General features: G+C 33.6%; 18 protein-coding genes and 1 pseudogene. 16 read left to right on the top strand and 3 right to left on the bottom strand.

The window, feature by feature from the left end:
* Nucleotides 1-246: 246 nt before the first annotated feature.
* The 15 genes and pseudogenes from AC07UV_RS21880 (at nucleotide 247) to AC07UV_RS21950 (ending at nucleotide 16,355) form a co-directional block, all read left to right on the top strand.
* Nucleotides 247-495 (top strand): class I lanthipeptide, encoded by a 249-nt coding sequence (locus AC07UV_RS21880; RefSeq protein ID WP_495185287.1) that lies wholly within the window; start codon nucleotides 247-249, stop codon nucleotides 493-495.
* Between the two features lie 126 nt (nucleotides 496-621).
* Nucleotides 622-957: a class I lanthipeptide gene (locus AC07UV_RS21885; RefSeq protein WP_495185288.1), complete on the top strand. Its 336-nt coding sequence runs from the start codon at nucleotides 622-624 to the stop codon at nucleotides 955-957.
* Nucleotides 958-981: 24 nt separating this feature from the next.
* Nucleotides 982-1,053: pseudogene (locus AC07UV_RS21890) on the top strand (hypothetical protein); the annotation flags it as partial.
* A gap of 94 nt (nucleotides 1,054-1,147) precedes the next feature.
* Complete coding sequence (locus AC07UV_RS21895) at nucleotides 1,148-1,324, top strand: hypothetical protein (protein ID WP_495185352.1); 177 nt, start codon at nucleotides 1,148-1,150, stop codon at nucleotides 1,322-1,324.
* Nucleotides 1,325-1,351: 27 nt separating this feature from the next.
* A complete protein-coding gene (locus tag AC07UV_RS21900; RefSeq protein WP_495185289.1) occupies nucleotides 1,352-1,753 on the top strand; it encodes a hypothetical protein in 402 nt (133 codons plus the stop codon).
* A gap of 22 nt (nucleotides 1,754-1,775) precedes the next feature.
* The gene (locus AC07UV_RS21905) at nucleotides 1,776-3,980 is read left to right on the top strand and encodes a peptidase domain-containing ABC transporter (protein WP_495185290.1); all 2,205 of its coding nucleotides are present in this window, start codon (nucleotides 1,776-1,778) and stop codon (nucleotides 3,978-3,980) included.
* Complete coding sequence (locus AC07UV_RS21910; RefSeq protein WP_495185291.1) at nucleotides 3,958-5,241, top strand: HlyD family secretion protein; 1,284 nt, start codon at nucleotides 3,958-3,960, stop codon at nucleotides 5,239-5,241. The genes AC07UV_RS21905 and AC07UV_RS21910 overlap by 23 nt, the downstream gene beginning before the upstream one ends.
* Nucleotides 5,231-6,010, top strand: coding sequence for a hypothetical protein (locus AC07UV_RS21915; RefSeq protein WP_495185292.1), 780 nt, complete (start codon nucleotides 5,231-5,233; stop codon nucleotides 6,008-6,010). Before AC07UV_RS21910 ends, AC07UV_RS21915 begins: the two co-directional genes overlap by 11 nt.
* Nucleotides 5,988-7,154 carry a glycosyltransferase family 4 protein gene (locus tag AC07UV_RS21920; protein ID WP_495185293.1) on the top strand — a complete coding sequence of 389 codons (1,167 nt, stop codon included), beginning with the start codon at nucleotides 5,988-5,990 and terminating at the stop codon, nucleotides 7,152-7,154. The genes AC07UV_RS21915 and AC07UV_RS21920 overlap by 23 nt, the downstream gene beginning before the upstream one ends.
* The gene (locus tag AC07UV_RS21925; protein ID WP_495185294.1) at nucleotides 7,123-8,328 is read left to right on the top strand and encodes a lanthionine synthetase LanC family protein; all 1,206 of its coding nucleotides are present in this window, start codon (nucleotides 7,123-7,125) and stop codon (nucleotides 8,326-8,328) included. Before AC07UV_RS21920 ends, AC07UV_RS21925 begins: the two co-directional genes overlap by 32 nt.
* 3 nt (nucleotides 8,329-8,331) lie before the next feature.
* On the top strand, nucleotides 8,332-11,337 hold the full coding sequence (locus AC07UV_RS21930; RefSeq protein ID WP_495185295.1) for a lantibiotic dehydratase: 3,006 nt from the start codon (nucleotides 8,332-8,334) through the stop codon (nucleotides 11,335-11,337).
* Nucleotides 11,334-13,460: a S41 family peptidase gene (locus tag AC07UV_RS21935; RefSeq protein WP_495185296.1), complete on the top strand. Its 2,127-nt coding sequence runs from the start codon at nucleotides 11,334-11,336 to the stop codon at nucleotides 13,458-13,460. Before AC07UV_RS21930 ends, AC07UV_RS21935 begins: the two co-directional genes overlap by 4 nt.
* Complete coding sequence (locus AC07UV_RS21940) at nucleotides 13,457-14,755, top strand: TolC family protein (protein WP_495185297.1); 1,299 nt, start codon at nucleotides 13,457-13,459, stop codon at nucleotides 14,753-14,755. The genes AC07UV_RS21935 and AC07UV_RS21940 overlap by 4 nt, the downstream gene beginning before the upstream one ends.
* Before the next feature lie 2 nt (nucleotides 14,756-14,757).
* Complete coding sequence (locus AC07UV_RS21945; protein WP_495185298.1) at nucleotides 14,758-15,633, top strand: glycosyltransferase family 2 protein; 876 nt, start codon at nucleotides 14,758-14,760, stop codon at nucleotides 15,631-15,633.
* A gap of 80 nt (nucleotides 15,634-15,713) precedes the next feature.
* Entirely contained in the window at nucleotides 15,714-16,355 is a 642-nt protein-coding gene (locus AC07UV_RS21950) for a glycosyltransferase family 32 protein (protein ID WP_495185299.1), read from the top strand.
* 9 nt (nucleotides 16,356-16,364) lie between these two features.
* Here AC07UV_RS21950 and AC07UV_RS21955 read toward each other — a convergent pair whose 3' ends face one another.
* The 3 genes from AC07UV_RS21955 to AC07UV_RS21965 form a co-directional block, all read right to left on the bottom strand.
* Nucleotides 16,365-16,517: a hypothetical protein gene (locus AC07UV_RS21955; RefSeq protein WP_495185300.1), complete on the bottom strand. Its 153-nt coding sequence runs from the start codon at nucleotides 16,515-16,517 to the stop codon at nucleotides 16,365-16,367.
* 126 nt (nucleotides 16,518-16,643) lie between these two features.
* Nucleotides 16,644-16,796 carry a hypothetical protein gene (locus AC07UV_RS21960; RefSeq protein ID WP_495185351.1) on the bottom strand — a complete coding sequence of 51 codons (153 nt, stop codon included), beginning with the start codon at nucleotides 16,794-16,796 and terminating at the stop codon, nucleotides 16,644-16,646.
* 19 nt (nucleotides 16,797-16,815) lie between these two features.
* Entirely contained in the window at nucleotides 16,816-16,965 is a 150-nt protein-coding gene (locus tag AC07UV_RS21965; RefSeq protein ID WP_495185301.1) for a heavy metal-binding domain-containing protein, read from the bottom strand.
* A gap of 431 nt (nucleotides 16,966-17,396) precedes the next feature.
* On the opposite strand from AC07UV_RS21965, the gene AC07UV_RS21970 reads away from it, so the two are divergent.
* Nucleotides 17,397-18,578, top strand: coding sequence for a transglutaminase-like domain-containing protein (locus AC07UV_RS21970; RefSeq protein ID WP_495185302.1), 1,182 nt, complete (start codon nucleotides 17,397-17,399; stop codon nucleotides 18,576-18,578).
* Nucleotides 18,579-18,699: the final 121 nt, after the last annotated feature.

The following is an 18,699-nucleotide window of genomic DNA, read 5'->3' on the forward strand; positions in this document are numbered from 1 at the left end:
AATTTTTTCAAGTAAAGTATCTCTTGAGGCAATTTAGTTAAAAAAAATTTGCATTACTCAAAAAATGATTTTAACTTTAAGATATTGCAATTATAAACTTTTACAAAATAGATGTTTCTGCTTATTTGAAACTAAAAATAGTTATTTAATATCGAGGATATTTGCCATTTTTTTTAGCCAATACTGATTTTTTTCGCGCGAAGTAAGATCTTATAAAGATAAAAACTTAATTGAACTTCAGTTATTATGATCAGAAAAAAAAAGTTAACCTTCACTCGGCAAGACATTGCCAATTTAACAAAAGAAGAACAGAAAAAGGTAATTGGGGGTCAGACCCCAACCATCATCTGCGGTGAGTCTGAAAACTGTGGTACTATAACCTGTGTAGCGTATGGAGAATGCTTTAATATTACCGCTCCAACTGGATGTGATCCCTATCCATGTGCTCCCGAAACAGAAAATGGGTATCAATGTATGACATTCAAATGCTATTGAACCGATTAATTTTTTCAAAAATCTTCTAAAATTCATTAGAAGGCATGATTTTATTTTTTTTGGGAATTCATTTAGTATAAACAGAATGATATTGTTAACACTTTAAATTAATAATCATTTACAAACATGAAATCAAAAAAAGTCTTAAAATTCAATAAGCAAGACATTGCTGATTTGACAAATGAGGAGCAGAAAAAAGTAATAGGCGGACTTGCTCCAACAATAGGTCCCAATTGTACCAATACTTGCGAGGGGCCCAACGAATGCTGGACAGTTGATTATGTCACTGATGGTTGCCTAAGTCGCTATGGTGGATTCGAATGTGATCCCGCTTCACATTATAAGAATATTACCTGCGGGATGTCAGCTCTTCAACAGTGCCATACGGATCAGGAATGCACCTATGGATTATGCACTGATACATGCCCCAATACGTATCGTGATGCCTCATGTGCGTGTTAACCGACCAAATTTATTATAATAAATATGAAAGCAAAAAAAATTTTAAAGTTCAACAAGCAAGATATTGCTGATTTAACAAAGGAAGAGCAAAAACAAGTAATTGGTGGAGATGGTGGAACTGTAGGAGGTAATTGTACTATTACATGCAAAGGCAAAGATACCTGTGATGATCTGACATTTGTATTGTGTTATGGTGTCACAGATTGGTGTCCCAGTTTTTATGGCGGAACGGGTCCTTGCTCACCTGAATCAGAACCGGACGCCGCAACCTGTGTTCCAAGTATTCAAAAATGGTGCCATACAGATCGCGAATGCACCTATGCAAACTGTACTGAATTTGGGTGCCCGAGATCGTATCACGAAGTGACATGCACATGCTAATACTCAGCTATTAATGAATAGCTTTAATTATTTACCATTTCTAAATCAAAAAAAAATGAAATCAAAAAAAATCTTAAAATTCACTAAGCAAGATATTGCTGATTTGACCAAAGAAGAGCAAAGAAGATTGGTTGGTGGACTTGCCCCCACAGTAGGGCCCAATTGTACGGTGACCTGTCAAGGTAAAGATACATGTGAAGACACCTACGGAGATACAGGTTCAGATTGTCTTTCTTTTTATAGGGGAGGTTGTAATCCAGAATCAAATCCTGCGGTAGCCACCTGCTATATGACTGCTATGGAAATGTGTCATACCGATCATGAGTGTACGTTCGGCAATTGTACTGATACATGTGTAGTTAAAACATACGGAGATCAAACCTGTCTGAAAGCCACCTGCGGCTGTCCTAAGTAAGTTATATCTATAATGCATATTTGTGAAAAGCATAAAGCCTATTCTTCAGTTAAATTCCAGTGATTGCGGACAAACCTGTATTCGGATAATTGCAAATTATTTCGGAAAAAATTACGATCTGTCATTCTTAAAAGAGAAATCAGGGTATACAAAGTCTGGAACTTCCTTTTTTTCATTATGTCATTTAGCAGAAGAACTACATTTAAAAGCAAGAGCGGTACGAATTTCTTTTGATGCCTTAAAATCGATTACTCAACCTACCATATTACACTGGAAGGGCAATCATTATGTTGTGCTTGAAAAAATATCAAATTCAGATAGGATTAAGGTTATAGACCCTGCTGTAGGGCGGCTAGTGTACTCAAAAGATGAATTTTTAGAGGGATGGGCTATTTCTGAAGAATTTAATGGCCATGCTATTTTGATAGAAACCACGCCAAAATTCTATGAAACACAGGTATTAGAGAATGACCGAAAGGTGAAACTTGCTTTTTATTTTCAGTATCTAAGAAATTGTAAGAAACAGATTTACACGATATTGACATCGTTCGTATTCGCTCTTTTTGTACAAGGGGTTACCCCTTTTATTATGAAAAGTACAGTAGATATTGGTATTGAAGGTCGCGATTTCAATTTCATAATATTAATCACAATAGCCCAAATTGTCTTAACCATTAGTTCTACTATCGTAGGATTCATCAATACCAGGATATCGACCAGAATGTCCAACATTTTAAATATCTCCATTTTATCTGACTTCTGGAAAAAGTTGACTCTTTTGCCGATATCATATTTTGACAAATACCATACCGGCGATACACTAAAAAGATTGGGGGACCATAGTGTCATCCAATCTTTTATTACCAATACATCGTTAAACTTAGTTACCTCAATCGTAACATTCTGTTTGTATACAGTTATACTTCTCTCCTTTAACTATACATTGTTCATCATCTTTATCATCGGGCATGCATTTTATCTACTTTGGATATGGGCATTCATGGGGATAAGAAGAAAGTTGAATTATCAGAGTTTCGAAATTGGCTCTAGAAATCAGAACAACATCATCCAATTCATTGAAGGGATGCAGGACATCAAACTGAATAATGCAGAACTTTCGAAAAGATGGCAATGGGAAAAATTACAGATTGACACATTCAACTTTGTTTTTAAAACAATTGACTATAACCAGATCCAATCCAGTGGAGCATTACTTATAACACATATCAAGAATATCACAATAAGCTTACTTGTCGCTAAGCAAGTGATAGATGGGGAAATATCATTCGGAACAATGATATCTGTTCAATTTATAATCGGTCAGCTTAGTGGTCCTTTATCCGCTTTTCTAGGATTTGTCCAACAAACGCAAGATACTAAAATCAGCTTAGAACGTTTAAATGACATACATACGATAAAAGAAGAATATAATTTTTCACCTATAACCATTGAAAATCAATTAATACGTACCGATGGCCACATTAAAATAAAAGATTTACATTTTAAATACCCTGGACAAGATAAATGCGTATTAAAAAATATCAGCCTTGAAATACCTTTAAGGAAGACTACAGCCATAATTGGGTCGAGCGGCTGTGGAAAGTCTACTCTACTCAAAATATTAATGAGATCATACTCTGAGTACGAAGGAGAAATCTATTTAGAGGACATCCCATTTCATAAAATCTCTCCGATGTTATGGAGAGATTATTCAGGTTTCGTTACACACAATGGCTTCATCTTTAACGAGACCATACTCAATAATATTGCATTGGGTGATATTGACCCAAATATTGAAAGAGCAATGGACTGTTGCAAAATTGCAAATATACATGATTTTGTAATGGACCAACCAAAAGGGATACATTCTACCATTGGAACTGAGGGTATCGGATTGAGTCAAGGTCAAAGGCAAAGGATCTTAATAGCTCGTTCGCTATACAAAGATCCTCAGTTTCTATTTTTAGATGAACCCACAAACTCTCTTGATTCTAAAAATGAGAATGAAATAATACAGAATATCAAGACATACTCCTACAATAAAACAACGATCATTATTTCGCATAGGCTAAGTACGATCAAAAATGCAGATTTAATAATTGTTTTAGATGATGGGGAGATAATGGAATCTGGCACACACAATGAACTATTGCAAAAGAAAGCCAAATATTGGCATCTTATAAAGGAACAATTGGAAGTATCAAATGAAGAAAAAGTTTCATCATAATCAAGCATCAGACGAAGTATTGGAATTTGTCCATAGGAGCCCTGGATTCTTGGAAAGAAACGGCATTTATATAATCGTTACCATTTGTATAATATTGCTTTTTTCGTCCATATTTGTTCGATATCCAGATAAAATAGTACAACAGGCTCATTTGTCAAATCAAAACTCCATTAAACCTATAACCTCAGACAAAGATGGCATCATTTATCAATTTGTTAAAAAAGATAATGACACTGTAACAGTAGGTGATCCATTGATATGGCTTCAATCCCCTATCCATAAGGACACAATATTAGCAATTGACCGAACCCTAAGATTTACTATAGGCCGAAAGATAATGGAAAAGAGAATTACAATTGCAGACTATAATTTGTTGTATTCATATTTGGAACAAATAGAAGGAAGTGAAATTTTCCAAGATTATAAATTATTCTTGAACGATTTAGGGAAGTATCAACAGACAAATTATTACAATGAGAAAGCGAAAAAAATCACAGCTTTAGAGCAGAATATCTCTACTAAAAGAAGGAATATAGTTAAAAGTGAACTACAAGAACTTCAGGCCGATAGTACAAATAAAAATGAAGACGAAGAATTTTTATACCGTAATAGACTTATCACTTACGATCAATATGTGTCATACAAAAGCCAAAAAACAGCTAAAAACATATCGGTGAGTACGGCGAAAGACAGGCTATTAAACTCCGATCTATCGGAAACCTCGGCAGCGAGTAGACTATCCGATCTCCAAAACAACGATGAGCAAGCCTATTTAAACCTAGTCAATTCATTTATCACTGTGAAAAATGCTATCAAAAAATGGATTATTAGCAGCACAGTCCCTGCCTCACAAAATGGTATAGTTGAACTCAATCCTTTGCTTCAAGTTGGCGATCGAATAATGAAAAATAGTAATATTGGCTACATCATTCCAAAACAATCTGGTTTTTTACTTAAGTGCTACTTCAAACAGACCTCTCTTACGAAAATCAAGAAAAATACACCAGTAGAGATTCGATTGGATGCCTACCCTTATAAGGAGTATGGGGTACTTTCTGGGAAAATAGTCAGTTTATCTGAAGTCGTAACTGACAGCGGAGCCATGAGTAGCGTGTATATTGCTAATGGCTTAACTACCAGCTTAGGTAAAAAATTACAATACAAAGAAAACTTAAGGGCGGAGGTGGTCGTCACTTCGGATAATAAAAGTCTATTTGAAAGAATAATAACAAGTCTAGTAAAAGGCCAAGATGAAAAATAAAGTAATAAAGACAATAAACCAGTTAGTAACAAATGTTTTTTTAGAGAACAATATAAAATCAAAATTACATGTTTGTCATTTCTTATTTTCTTCATATATTCTGACGGAGAACATCCAAAGCTTGGATTTTGCAATCGCACTACTTAAAGAAACTCTTAAGTTCTCATATGCAAGAAAAAAATACTCTGAACTATATTTCATAATAGACTATTCAATCTGTATTACATCTCTAACAGATATCGATCTAGAGATAGATGAATTAGTAAGCACATTAGGCACCATACCTTCTAAATCTAAAGGGCAAACTTATTTGTATGAACATCAAAATTTAGATTTTCTGGTTGACGCGACCTACACTAAAGGACCCATCGTTATAGAAAATCATAAACCATGTCTACTTCTATTATTGATTCAATTGAAGAATGAAACAATAAATTCGACCAACTATGTTCATTACATTCAAACATTCAATGATAAGTACAACACGTTCAATGATAGCATTTACCTTATTTTCATCAGCATCATTGCCTACAAACGGAACCGTAAAGATATCTTGCTTTCCACATTTAGTAAGTTAAAGAGTAAAAAGTTAAAATCAATTCCGAATGACATATTCAATTTTATCTATGGAGAGAAAAATAAAATTATAAAAAATGAAGATGATCTAAGCATCATCATGCAAAAATTAAGCAATAAAAAAATGGATCTAGATATCATGCTTTTACAAAAATTATTAATAAACGGACATGCAAAATATCATATTGGTTAACTCGCAAGGTATTAGCAAAGCATATGGAATAGGTGCTTATGTAGAGTATTTAACAAAAGCGCTAGCCAAACAAAATTGTATCAATTTGATATATGTAGAAGTGGGATATGCAGATAAAGGTGAAATTGAGGTTACAAAAAACCATTTTACAACTATTAAAATCACTTTAAAAGGATCCTACTCCAATATCAATTCTTCATCTGCACAAATAATTTTCAATTCAATTCTTTTGAACTCAAATATTGAAAGCGGGATATTTCATCTAAATCTAACTTGTGACATAGATCTGGCCAGAATAGCAAAGCAGTCGGGTTTTAAGATTGTATTAACACAACATACGAGTTTAACGACAGCATCGTCTGATCAGAACTATACATTAAATTACTTAGGAAAGATTGACAGAGAGATGTATTCTATAATAGACGGTTGTATTTTTTTATCAGAGGAGACAAAAAAAATTGCAAATACATACTTTTTGTTCCCAAGTTCAAAATCCACTGTCATATATAATGGTATACAATGGAAACCCAGCAGGAAATCAAAACATATTTTAAAAAAGCAACTGGGTTTCCATCGAGACGATTTCATAGCAATTTTTGTTGGACGACTGGAAAAATCGAAAGGAATCTATGATCTAGTTGAGGCTTTTATAAAATTTGCCAAAGGTGATCCATCGAAGAAACTTATTGTTGTTGGATCTGGCAATTTCCATGAAATTCTTAAAAAATCAAAAAAAAGCCTAAACAATGTACTCTTTACTGGTTATGTGAATAGAGACGAATTGGCCGAATATTATAAAATTGCAGATATCGGAATTCTTCCCTCATTTTCAGAGCAATCAAGTCTTGCAGTAGTTGAAATGATCCATAATGATATTCCACTTATTCTAACAGATATTAATGGCTTCAAAGTTTTCAAAGATGATCAAGTGTTAAAAACACCAATAAACGATGATAATAATACGAGAACAATTGATATGGGTAAGTTAACCAGCAATATACAAACCCTTTTTAAAAACGAAAATATCAGAAAGGAATTGGTGGAAAAAACTTATGATTACAAGAACGAATTAATGAATATAAATTTTACAACCCTTAAAACAATAGAGTTTTATGACTACATCAGCACATCGAAAACTTCTTGAAAAATCAATCTTAGACGTAAAAAAGATAATTATTTCTAATCTTCATAATATTCCTTTGGATAATGGAGCTTTATTAAATAGTGCTGGTATATCCATTTTTTTACTTCACTATGGGAGCTTATTTCATGACAAACAGGCATTACTTCTTTCTAAGGAAATAATGGATAGGCTTACTCAAAAAAATATATCGTATTCTGAGGAAATAACATCCACTGTATCGTTCTGTTCAGGAATTTTGGGTACAGGATGGTTGTATACCTATATGGATAACAAAGGATTATGGATAAATGAATTTGATTTGAGTGATTTAGATGAAATCGCCCTTAACTTTTTCAATAGAACCATCAGTATAGACTATCATGATTTCTTGCATGGTGCTTCTGGTGCACTCTACTATATGTCGCATAGAGAAGGAAAGCGATCAGCAACTATACAAAAAAAGATGATGTCCTCCCTTTTTGAAAAAGCTTATTACGATGATGATCGTTTTTTTTGGGAACACTATCAATTTGAGGAAAAAAAGATTGAGCCACAGACTATAAATCTGGGTTTGTCTCATGGGACACCTGCCATACTCTCAGTATTATGCAAGATAAATTCTGAAAAAGATCAAAAACATCAAGCCGAAATAATAAGTAAAATCGCAAAAACGCTATTGCAATATAAAAATAATGATAACTATACCTCTATTTTTCCATACACAGCGAACTTAAATTCTAACAACTATTCAACTAATAGTCGTCTAGGATGGTGTTATGGAGATCTGGGGGTTGCAATCTCTATATGGAATGCAGCTGTCAGATTGAAGGATGAGAATCTACGGAAGGAAGCTTTGAATATTTTAAAGCACTCGACAGATAGAACCATTGAAAACTCATCTATTAGAGATGCGGGGATATGTCATGGCGCAGCTGGCATTGCCCATATTTTCTATATTTTCTATCAAAGAACAATGGAAAATAGCTTCCTAGAATGTTCAAACAAATGGTTAAAAATAGGTTTAAGTATGATGAATCAAAAATCCAGTTTAATTACTGGAGAAACAAAATGGACAAATGACAACGGATACGTAGATAGCTTCTCTCTATTGGATGGAATCTCTGGAGTGGGCCTAAGCTTACTTAGCAGATTTGACAAAGGGAAATTGAATTGGGAATCCTCTATACTTATCTAAACTATGTTACAACATAATTATATTACACCGTTCTTCATACTAAGAACGCCTTTACTTCCCATCTCCTTTATAGAGAAAACTGATTTTTCTTATGGAGGTGACATAAATAAAATAGTAGATTCTCTAAGTGATACTTTTCTAGAGGCTTTATACCTAGCATCTCCCCCTCTTTATAACGAATTAATGAGAATAAAAAAGGACGATGTAAAGTTATCGAGAGATAAGCATGAAAAATTGCTGATTTCACTATTTAAATATATAAATAGAGCTTCAAATAGATGTACACCATTTGGATTATTTTCGTCCTGTTCGATCGGTACGATATCTGATGCGAAAGATCTAAATATAGATAAGCAGAAATACATTAAGCATCTAAGATTGGATATGGATATATTATGCAGGCTTTCAAAGAAAATATCCTTATTACCTTCAATAAGACTAAATTTAAAATACAGGTCGAACTCATCCATTTATAAAGCCAATGGCAGTTTAAAATATTTTGAATATAAATATTCACCGAATGGACATAGAACATTTCACTTAAGTGGAACAGAAAACAATCAGATTATTTTAAAAATCATATCATTCTGTCGAGACCATAAGTCAATAGATCAAATCATTGAATATGTATTGTCTTTACATGATTTCGATAAGGAAGAAGTTGTAGTGTATATCAATGATTTAATAGATAATAGCATTTTACTCTCTAACATTGAACCCAATGTCACCGGAAACGAATTTTTTTATATATTGAAAGATATCATAGGAAAGATAAAGCCTTCAACCGATGAAATAAGAAATCTACAACAGCTCATCCTAAATATAGACCAAAAATTACAATTGTCGCGTGATTCTATTGATCCAATCGAACATTATTTAACAATACATAGACTGATTAAGTCATTTCTAGAAACGGACGATTTAACTAAAGACAGTGTTTTATTTCAGGTTGATACAATTGAAAAGAATGAAAACTTATCATTACCACATGATTTAGTAAATAGCATTATTGACAATATTCAAATTGTCAATAATTTCACCAAGCATGAGACTTATGAATCACAATACTTAAAATCTTTCAAACGAGCTTTTTACGAAAAGTATGATAAGCAAGCTGTGCGATTAGTGGATGTGTTTGATAAAGAAAATGGTCTCGGATACAGGGATTTACACCATGATACAAGGCATTTCTCCGAGAAAAACATTCAAAATAATCTTTCAGAAATTGAGAAATTAGCCTTCAAACATTATAAACAATATTTAATTAATGAAAATAAAGAGATTGTACTCACGAAAGATGATTTTCAGTCACATAGGATGAACCCTCTTCCGGATAATTTCTCCTTAATGGGCAACTTGCACGGTGAGAAATTCAATATTATCAGTTTACCTATCTCGACAACGAACTTAATTGGTCGATTCTGCCATGCCGACCAAGATCTCGAAAACTTGGTGAAGGATAAATTATCTCCTCATGAGCAAGAAGGTACTATCTACGCCGAAATTGCTCACTTACCCGAATCCAGAATAGGTAATGTTTTATCTCGTCCACATCTATTAGATTGGGAAATAGAATTCTTAGCCAATAGCAGCATCAATCTAGAAAAAAGGATTTCCATTACTGATCTCTATATCTGTATGGAAAAAAATGAAGTAATCTTGTTCTCGAAAAGACATAATAAGAGAGTGATTCCCAGGCTTTCTTCCGCACATAATTTTACAAATAAAAGTTTGGAGATATATCATTTTCTTTGTGAAATACAAAATCAAAACTCCCCAATGATTAACCTTTGGAAGTGGCCACGACTGCTAATGGAGGAAACCTTTTTACCTAGAGTTACTTATGAAAATTTAATCCTCTCCTCAGCAAGATGGTTGATAACGCAAGAGGAAATAACCAATCAACAGAAAGAACTAAATTTAGATTTTAAAGATAGCTTTATCCTATTGATGGAAAAATATTGCATTTCCAATGTATTTCTATTGAAAAAACACGATAATTTCCTAGTCATAAATACTGATATCGAAATTTGCTTCAATGTACTGGAAAAAGAATTCAAAAAGAATCGAACAGTAGAACTCACTGAATATGTCTTTGATTCTTTGGGCACAGAGATATTGGATGACGGAAATAACATATATACCAACGAAATAATTATTCCTGTTTTAAAGAGAAAAGATACTAATGAGGTTCCGCTGAACATGCCAAAAGCAGTCAGCGCGAAAAGGGACTATCTTTTGGGTGAAGATTGGCTGTATGTAAAAGTATATTGCAGAACTAAAATATCAAACCAAGTGCTTACAAAAATCTATTCAAAAGTTAAAAACTACCTAAAAGCTGATGAGACCTTCTTCTTCATCAGATATAATGATCCTCTGCCTCATATTAGGATAAGATTTCAATCTAAAAACCGTCAGTTTGAATTTTTGTCGATATTATCTGGTGCTCTTAAATATTTCATTAAAAATAATAAGATTGATAACATTATGACAGATAAGTATGTGAGAGAGATCGAACGATATGAAAGTCAAGATATAGACTTAAGTGAGAAAATATTCCATCTAAATAGCATAATCGTATTGGAGTATCTAAAGCATAATGAAAGCATAGATCCTTATGTTTTTGCATTTACAGTCATCGAATCGACTTTAGATGCTATGCAACTCAGGAAAGATGAAAAATTTGAGATTTATAGGACCGGCTTCAACAATTTCGCTCATGAATTTTCATTTAAAAAAAACAAGATTGTACAAAATCATCTAAAAAATTTATTTAAAGAAAAGTTAAATAGCCTGCAAACATGCGATTCGCACTCAGCGATTACGTCATATCAAAAAAACTTAGCTATTTTATTAGATGGAAAATCCAATAATTACAATTCTTCGTTCGTTTTAAGTCATATTCATATGTTTATAAATAGGCTTTTCAATCAGAATCAGAGGTTCGAAGAACTTGCTATATTTTATATAACTGAAAAATATTATTTATTTAGAAAAAACACAATATGAGATTGTCCATTACACTCCTATTTATATTTATCTACAATATAAATTTTGCGCAAGAAGTCATATATTCATCAGACTGGGCAACCGGTATAAAACAACAGGTAGTACTCAAAAACCGCAATCTAGTCTTAGACAATGGAAATATACAGGATAGCGTTATGTATTCGAAATATTACAAATTGAGAAAAGTAGACAAAGGCCAACTGACGCTGGATATAATGTTAAAAAAAGTGCGCCCTCTCTCTGTAAATCCTGCAAAATTTGAAATCATCGTTATCGGTGGAAATAAAGGATACACGTCGCTCTATTATAAAAATTCTATACCATTTGACAAAATTTCTTCGAAACTATATATTCCCTTTGACTCGGAGGTCGATTCCCTATCCGTCTTTTTTATTGCTTCAGGAAGCTCAAGTTTTTCAAAAATCGAGGTCCATCCGGAAATACAATTTGGGAAAACATTGAGAAAATGGGAAGATAGATTTTCGGCGAAGATCAAAAATCGGGAAATGGTATCTAATCTTGCAGAGTTGGCCCAAACCTGGGGCGCTATTAAATATAACGAACCGTCAATTTCAGAAAAGAATATCGATTGGGATGAGATCCTATTTGATCGACTGTACAATATATTTGATGATATAGAAACACCTAAGCAGAGTATAGATATCTTGTTGAGTTATGCTTCTTCGGAAACCAACCGGGATTCCACGGCTCTAAAATCAGACAGTCTTATATGGGACAATCTTGACAACTCATGGATCAAGAAGGCTTCATTGCTTACCTCCGCACAAAAAGAAAGGTTACAAGCGATAGTGGACAATCCTCCTGCTTTTAAGAACAAATATATAGATCGATCTGATAATTTCGTCTATACAAAACTCCAAGAGAAAACACTACACAAAAATGTATTGCCCAATGTATACGAACGACTTTTAAACCTATTCAGATATTGCAATATCATAAAATATCTATATCCATATAAGTACACACTATCAGGGCAATTTGATAACGGATCCATTTTAGAAGAACTGATACCACAATTTGTCAAGGCAACGGCATCAATGGAATATAACAAGAATCTGCTCGCATTGAATGCATCTATTGAAGATGGGCATAGCGCCATACCAACATCGCCAATAGAATTTGCGCACAGCATATATGGGAATTTTGTTATAGGCCTTCCGATGTATATAAAAAAATTCAAGCAAGATTTTATAGTGACAAATGTTGATAAATCATTCTCAAGAACAACAGGGATAGAAATAGGCAGCACCATACATAAAATAAATGGCATAGCAATAAATGATTTATACAAAAAAATAGCATCATATATAGGTAGCCCTCGGTCAGACGTACATGAGTACTTCGTCAATAAAGAAAAATTCTTGAGCCTCGTACCCATATCGGACTCCATCGATATCGTCTATGCCACGGATAAAATCGAAAAAAACATAAAAATAAAGGGCGATATTAGTCTTTCTCGACTCTTTAGTAAACTTAAAGACAACAATACAACCCTTCAAAAGTCGATTGAACATCATGGAATCTACATTATCGAAGATAGTATTACCTATCTGAATCCAGCACATATTGACACATCAGCCGCTGTCAATGCATTGATTAGTCAAAGTGAAAAAATAATACTGGATCTACGAAATTATCCAAACGGTAAATTTGATATACAATCATTCATTTCTTCGGATCTGTTGTTTGCAAAAACACAAAAGCTCTCTCATTATCCTCAACGTCTAATTGAGTCTGATATGACCACAACGGATGGGAGCAATCACCGTCCCAACAGAAAGATCGTGGCGTTGATTTCGGAGGCATCAAGAAGTAATCCAGAATTTCTAGCTATGGCATTGAGAGCTGCTCAGAGAGCAGATGATATCACAATAATAGGACGGAATTCGATGGGGGCAGATGGTAACGTTGTGAAAATCCCATTAATAGGGAGCCCTACGTTTAGCTTATGGTACACTGGAATTCGAATACTTTACCCAGATCATGGAGAAACCCAAGGTATCGGAATTAAACCTGACGTCTATGTTCCACTTACCGAAGAGGAAGTGACCAAGGGAGTAGATAACATACTTAATAACGCTATTGATATTATTAGGAAGTGAAAACATCAGTACTTTTAATTTTAATATTTTTACCCGGCTTTGCTACTGGTCAAACAACAATTACTTTAGATAATTTTTTAAGGATGACCACTGAAGTTCTAACTTTAAAAAGCTCGAACTACGATAAATTAATTTATAAAATTAAGCTGAAAGGAGAAAAGGCGAAAAGGATTCCGACTTTAAATTTCAATATGTCAGGAGGTCTCTTAACGGGACGATCAATAAATCCAACAACAAATGCATATGATATAAATAGTCTAGCATATCAAAACATAGGATTGCAATCAAATATACCCATATATGATTGGGGACAAACCAGTAATAATATAAAAAGACTGACTCACGAGGCCAACGATAAAGATTTTGTCAGCAAAAATGAATTATTAAAGGCAAAGGAGACAGTTATCAATCTATATTGTGACTTACTTATAGATCAAAAAAAAATTGAAAATCAGCTCATTACGTTAGAAAAGTTATCCGAGGGAAAGCGTATTGTAATTGAGCTTCTAAAGAAAAATAGACGCACAATACTAGATTCGCTTGAGGTTGAGAATCAAATTTTTGCGGATAGTACATTGATGCTAAATCTAAGAAATTCATTTAATCAGAAAAAAAGAGATCTCTTTGATTTCTTCAACCTTTCAGTACATGATTCGATTAAATTTTCATTCGACTCTATACCTGTACCTTATGAAATATTTGACAATGAAGCAAAAATAACGGAATATGCCATTGCTAGAAATCCATCCTATTTATCTGAATTAGAAAAGCTAAGGGCTATTGAATATAACATCAAGAATATTAAAAAAGCAAGATATCCAAAGATTTCACTTAGTTTTAATGTCAATACAAACTATTCTAGACCTTTAAATGGATCTGAATCTCCTGACTATTTTAACACCTTATACAATAATATTGGTAATACAATTTTTTTAGGACTTAGCTTGCCAATATTGGATCAGAGTCAGACCAGATACAGTCGTCAAATTTTGGCGCTTGAAGAAGAGCGACAAAAAGATAATATTGAAATTAAAAATAATTCAATAAATACATATCTCACAAATATGATCGAATCTATCAAATATCATCAACAACAAATTTTATTAATTAAAAATCACATAGACAATGAAGCCACTATCCTTGAACAAAAGAAGATATTATATAAATATGGTAGAATTACGACATTAGAGATGGTGAATGCGATACAGAGACAAAAAGAGTTGATTAACAATGAAATAGAGATAAAATATACATTATCTAAACAATTAAAAATTCTTCAACTTTATATGGAATAACTATGTCTAAAATAAGTGTGATCTTGCCAGCATACAATGCAAGTAAATATATCAAAGAAAGTATCTCTTCTATATTGAATCAAACATTTGCGGATTTTGAATTAATAATTATTGATGATGGTTCAACGGACTCAACTCAGGATATCATAACGTCTTTTCGAGACTCACGCATAAAAAATATACAAGTAAAAAAAAATCGAGGAATAGTACGTTCTCTCAATTATGGGCTGTATATTTCGCAAGCCCCGATTATAGCTAGAATGGATGCTGATGATATATCGCTACCGAATCGACTAGAAGAACAATACTCCTATCTAAAAGAAAACAAAGACATTGATATCCTTAGCTCAGCTGTATTCACAAAACAAAAGGGGAAAATGGGTGGGGTACTATACGACTCTCACATTACATTGTTATTACTTTTCTTTAACCCGATTGCACACCCAACAGTCATGCTTAGAAAAGATAATTTACAAAGTATGAAATTGTACTATGATAAAAATGCAACACATTGTGAAGATTATAAACTATGGATAGATTGTAAAATCAACAACTTTAAGTTTCACAAACTGGATGATATACACCTTAATTATAATTTTGATAATGAAAGAATATCATATAAATATAGAGATATGCAAATCCAATCTTTTGCCGAATATGCCTACCAATACAACTTGGTTTTCTTTAAAGAAATAATTGGTGGACACAAAAATGCTTTTATTTCTTTTCTAAGGGAGAGATGTGTACCCGAGGAAGTACAGGTAATTTTTGCTTTGTGTAATCGATTAAAAGAGTATAACAAGAAGTATAGGCTTTTTGATCCTGAAGCGTATGATAGTATAATAGACATGAAACTAAGATCCGTTGAAATCATCTGAAAGGAAGATATTATCTTGCTCCTCATATAAAGCAATACAGATATAACCTAATTTATCATTTTATCTTAAATACTTAAGTTATGAATGTACCCAAAATAATTCATCACATCATACTAGGTGAGATACCTTCTAATACAATACATTATTGTCTGAAATCATGGTTGGAAATGGAAAATCATGGTTTTGAAATATGTTATTGGGACGAGGAACAACTTGAGGATTTTTTAAATGCTAACTATAAGTTCGCAGTAGATACATATCTGACAGCCCGAAATCACGCAGAGCGAGCAGATATAGCACGTTATCTATTAGTTTACCATTATGGCGGCTACTATGTAGACTGGGATATCAGTTTGAATAATCCAAACCGGTTTTTACATATAGTACAAAAGGAAGAAAAAGGGTATTTTGTAATTGATCCGACAAATGGTACTTTAGCTTCAGAACACTTTTCTTCAAATAAGTATAATCCTTATTTATTTCAGCTAGTAAAAGATATCGTAGCAACTTTTGAACGGGGAGAACGGGAACTAATGGGTACACCGCAGTACTCTGGGCCTTTTCGGATGCGAGCTACCCTACAAAAAATCAAGCATTTGGAACAGACCAAAATTTCTGTCAAAGACATCTTTGAATACTCCTATGACGAGATAAGAGGAAAAAGAGAATATTGCAAATCAGGAATACTTACTCATTTTTGGGAGCACTCATGGCTAAAATAACAAAATGTCTTATCCGTCTGTAGTGTCAACACCGGAGCGGCTGAGTTCCTGTTGAAAATAAGAAAGTCGCTCTTTGAAATCCTCAAAATGGGCATCATGGTAGGCTGGATTTTCTGCATTAAGAAGTCCACTACCGAAAAATTGAAATACAAGCAATAACATGAAACTGATCGATCAATAAATATACTAAGTTTAAAGGTTGAAAAGCTCCTAAACAAAATTAAGAAAGAAACAGTTGTGTATTGATGAAAGAGATGTTCAGTGATAAGTAATAGAGCAATGAGACAATTAATTACGGCTATAGTACAAAAACACGAGAAGGATTGAATTGACATCTATCCTGGAACTATGCAGTCGGATACCAATACGGATTGAGGGTATAACTTCCTTGGTAATCCATTTTCTGAATTTTAACGCAGAATCCTTCCTACTTTTGAACACCAGTGCATATAAGCCGCTTTCACTTACCAGCTTGGCCTCCAAAGAAGTCTACATAGACTGCTCCGATATCGCTAAAGATATGGGTGCCGATGACAACATTGGCAGCTATTGGATCATTATATCGTGAAATCTCCCTCCCTTCGATGGAATTGGTAGTGGTTACTATCATGGCTTTACTCTTTTCAATCGGGCAAGGTTAATACCCAAGCCTAATATAATTATTTATTTTGAATTAATATGTTTGTCAATATTAACTATCTAGATTATTACACACTTTGTAAGGCTAAGCTAGTGGCTTATAAAGCTGATTGCTTACGGGAAACCGTAGAAAAGTTTAAAGGTTGTGTAAAGTGTCCGCTTTTAGAGAGCAATTGTCCGGTATTGAACAGTTGTGTTAATTCAAAGTTTTTATTTTCAGCATGATAGCTTTTTGGCAAGTACCTTGTCTGTCTAGCGAAGATATTAATTGACTTGATGAATATATGTCGGATAGTTAACAACGGATTTAATAGATTATGAATAAAACGATATTTAACTAAAAACCTCCAATGAAACCATTATTTAACCTTCTTTTGTTCGTATTCCTGACAGCCACTGCATTTGCGCAAACAAATTCGGCGACATGGAATAAGTTCCTTTTCAGACTTTAAGAAATTAGAACAGGATTATAATTCCTATTATCCGGCAAAGGATTATCAAAAAGCCACTACAGTATTAAATTCCATTGCGGCAAAAATGGACAGCTTACAGCTGTCTGAAAAAGAAAAGCAGGAATTCCAAGCAACTATCAAGGGAATTAATGCGAATATTTACTACAACCTTGCTTGCTTACACTCATTGCTTGATCAAAAAAAACAGGCCATTACAAGTTTTGAAAAGGCTATTTTGTGGGGATATACGGACTATAATAATGTGCTAAATGATACTAGTTTAGACAATATCCGTCAGGAAAATAAATTTGTAAAAGCATTCGGTCAATTGAAGCAATATGATAAATTGGTCTTATTACAGCGGTCAGGAGAATATGTTAAGGAAAGTAATGCCGCTTTGCCTCCATTTACCTACCAAGCAGCAAGCAATGGTAATTTAGTAGCGGTCAAAAATTTTTTCAAACTAGACTCGATAGCTGGTCATGGTGATGAAATTTCTAAAATCCGTAATATTATGTTTTTTGTTGCCAATAATATCAAATATGATGGCAGCAATTGGGCGCTATGTGAATTTGACGCGATTGATTTTTACAACTACCATAAAGCAACAGGAAAAGGTATAAACTGTCGGCATAAAGCGATGACGTTGAATGAAATGTACCTCGCAATGGGATTTAAGTCGCGCTACGTTACATGCATGCCAAAAGACGACAAAGATACTGACTGCCATGTGATCAATAGTGTCTATTCTGAAACCTTAAAAAAATGGCTATGGATGGACCCCTCCCATGGTACATTTGTGATGGACGACAACAACAATTTACTGAGTATTGAAGAAGTCAGGGCACATTTGATAAATAATCAACCTCTCCGGCTAAACGCCGAGTCCAAAGTAAGTAAACCTTGGTACCTGGACTATTATATGGCCAAGAATTTATATTGGATTCAATGCACGAATAAGAGCCAGTTTAACACAGAGAGTAGATATAGGTCTGTCGATGCTGATCTGCAGTACATTTCTTTAATTCCGAGCGGATTTGACAAAAGCAGCAATAAATATTTAAAAAACAATGTTATTACGCTTGATCCTGCCAACTTCTGGACATCCCCCGAAAAAAATACAGCACAATAATCGTGAAATAAATGGGATGTTTACTTGGTGTGATTCAGTATGAAAATCAGCCAGATAACTTAAGTTATCTGGCTGAAGAGTGGTAAGCAATTTTATTATAAGGAGAAATTGACTATTAATT

Source organism: Sphingobacterium sp. GW821-FHT03E03, assembly GCF_059420745.1.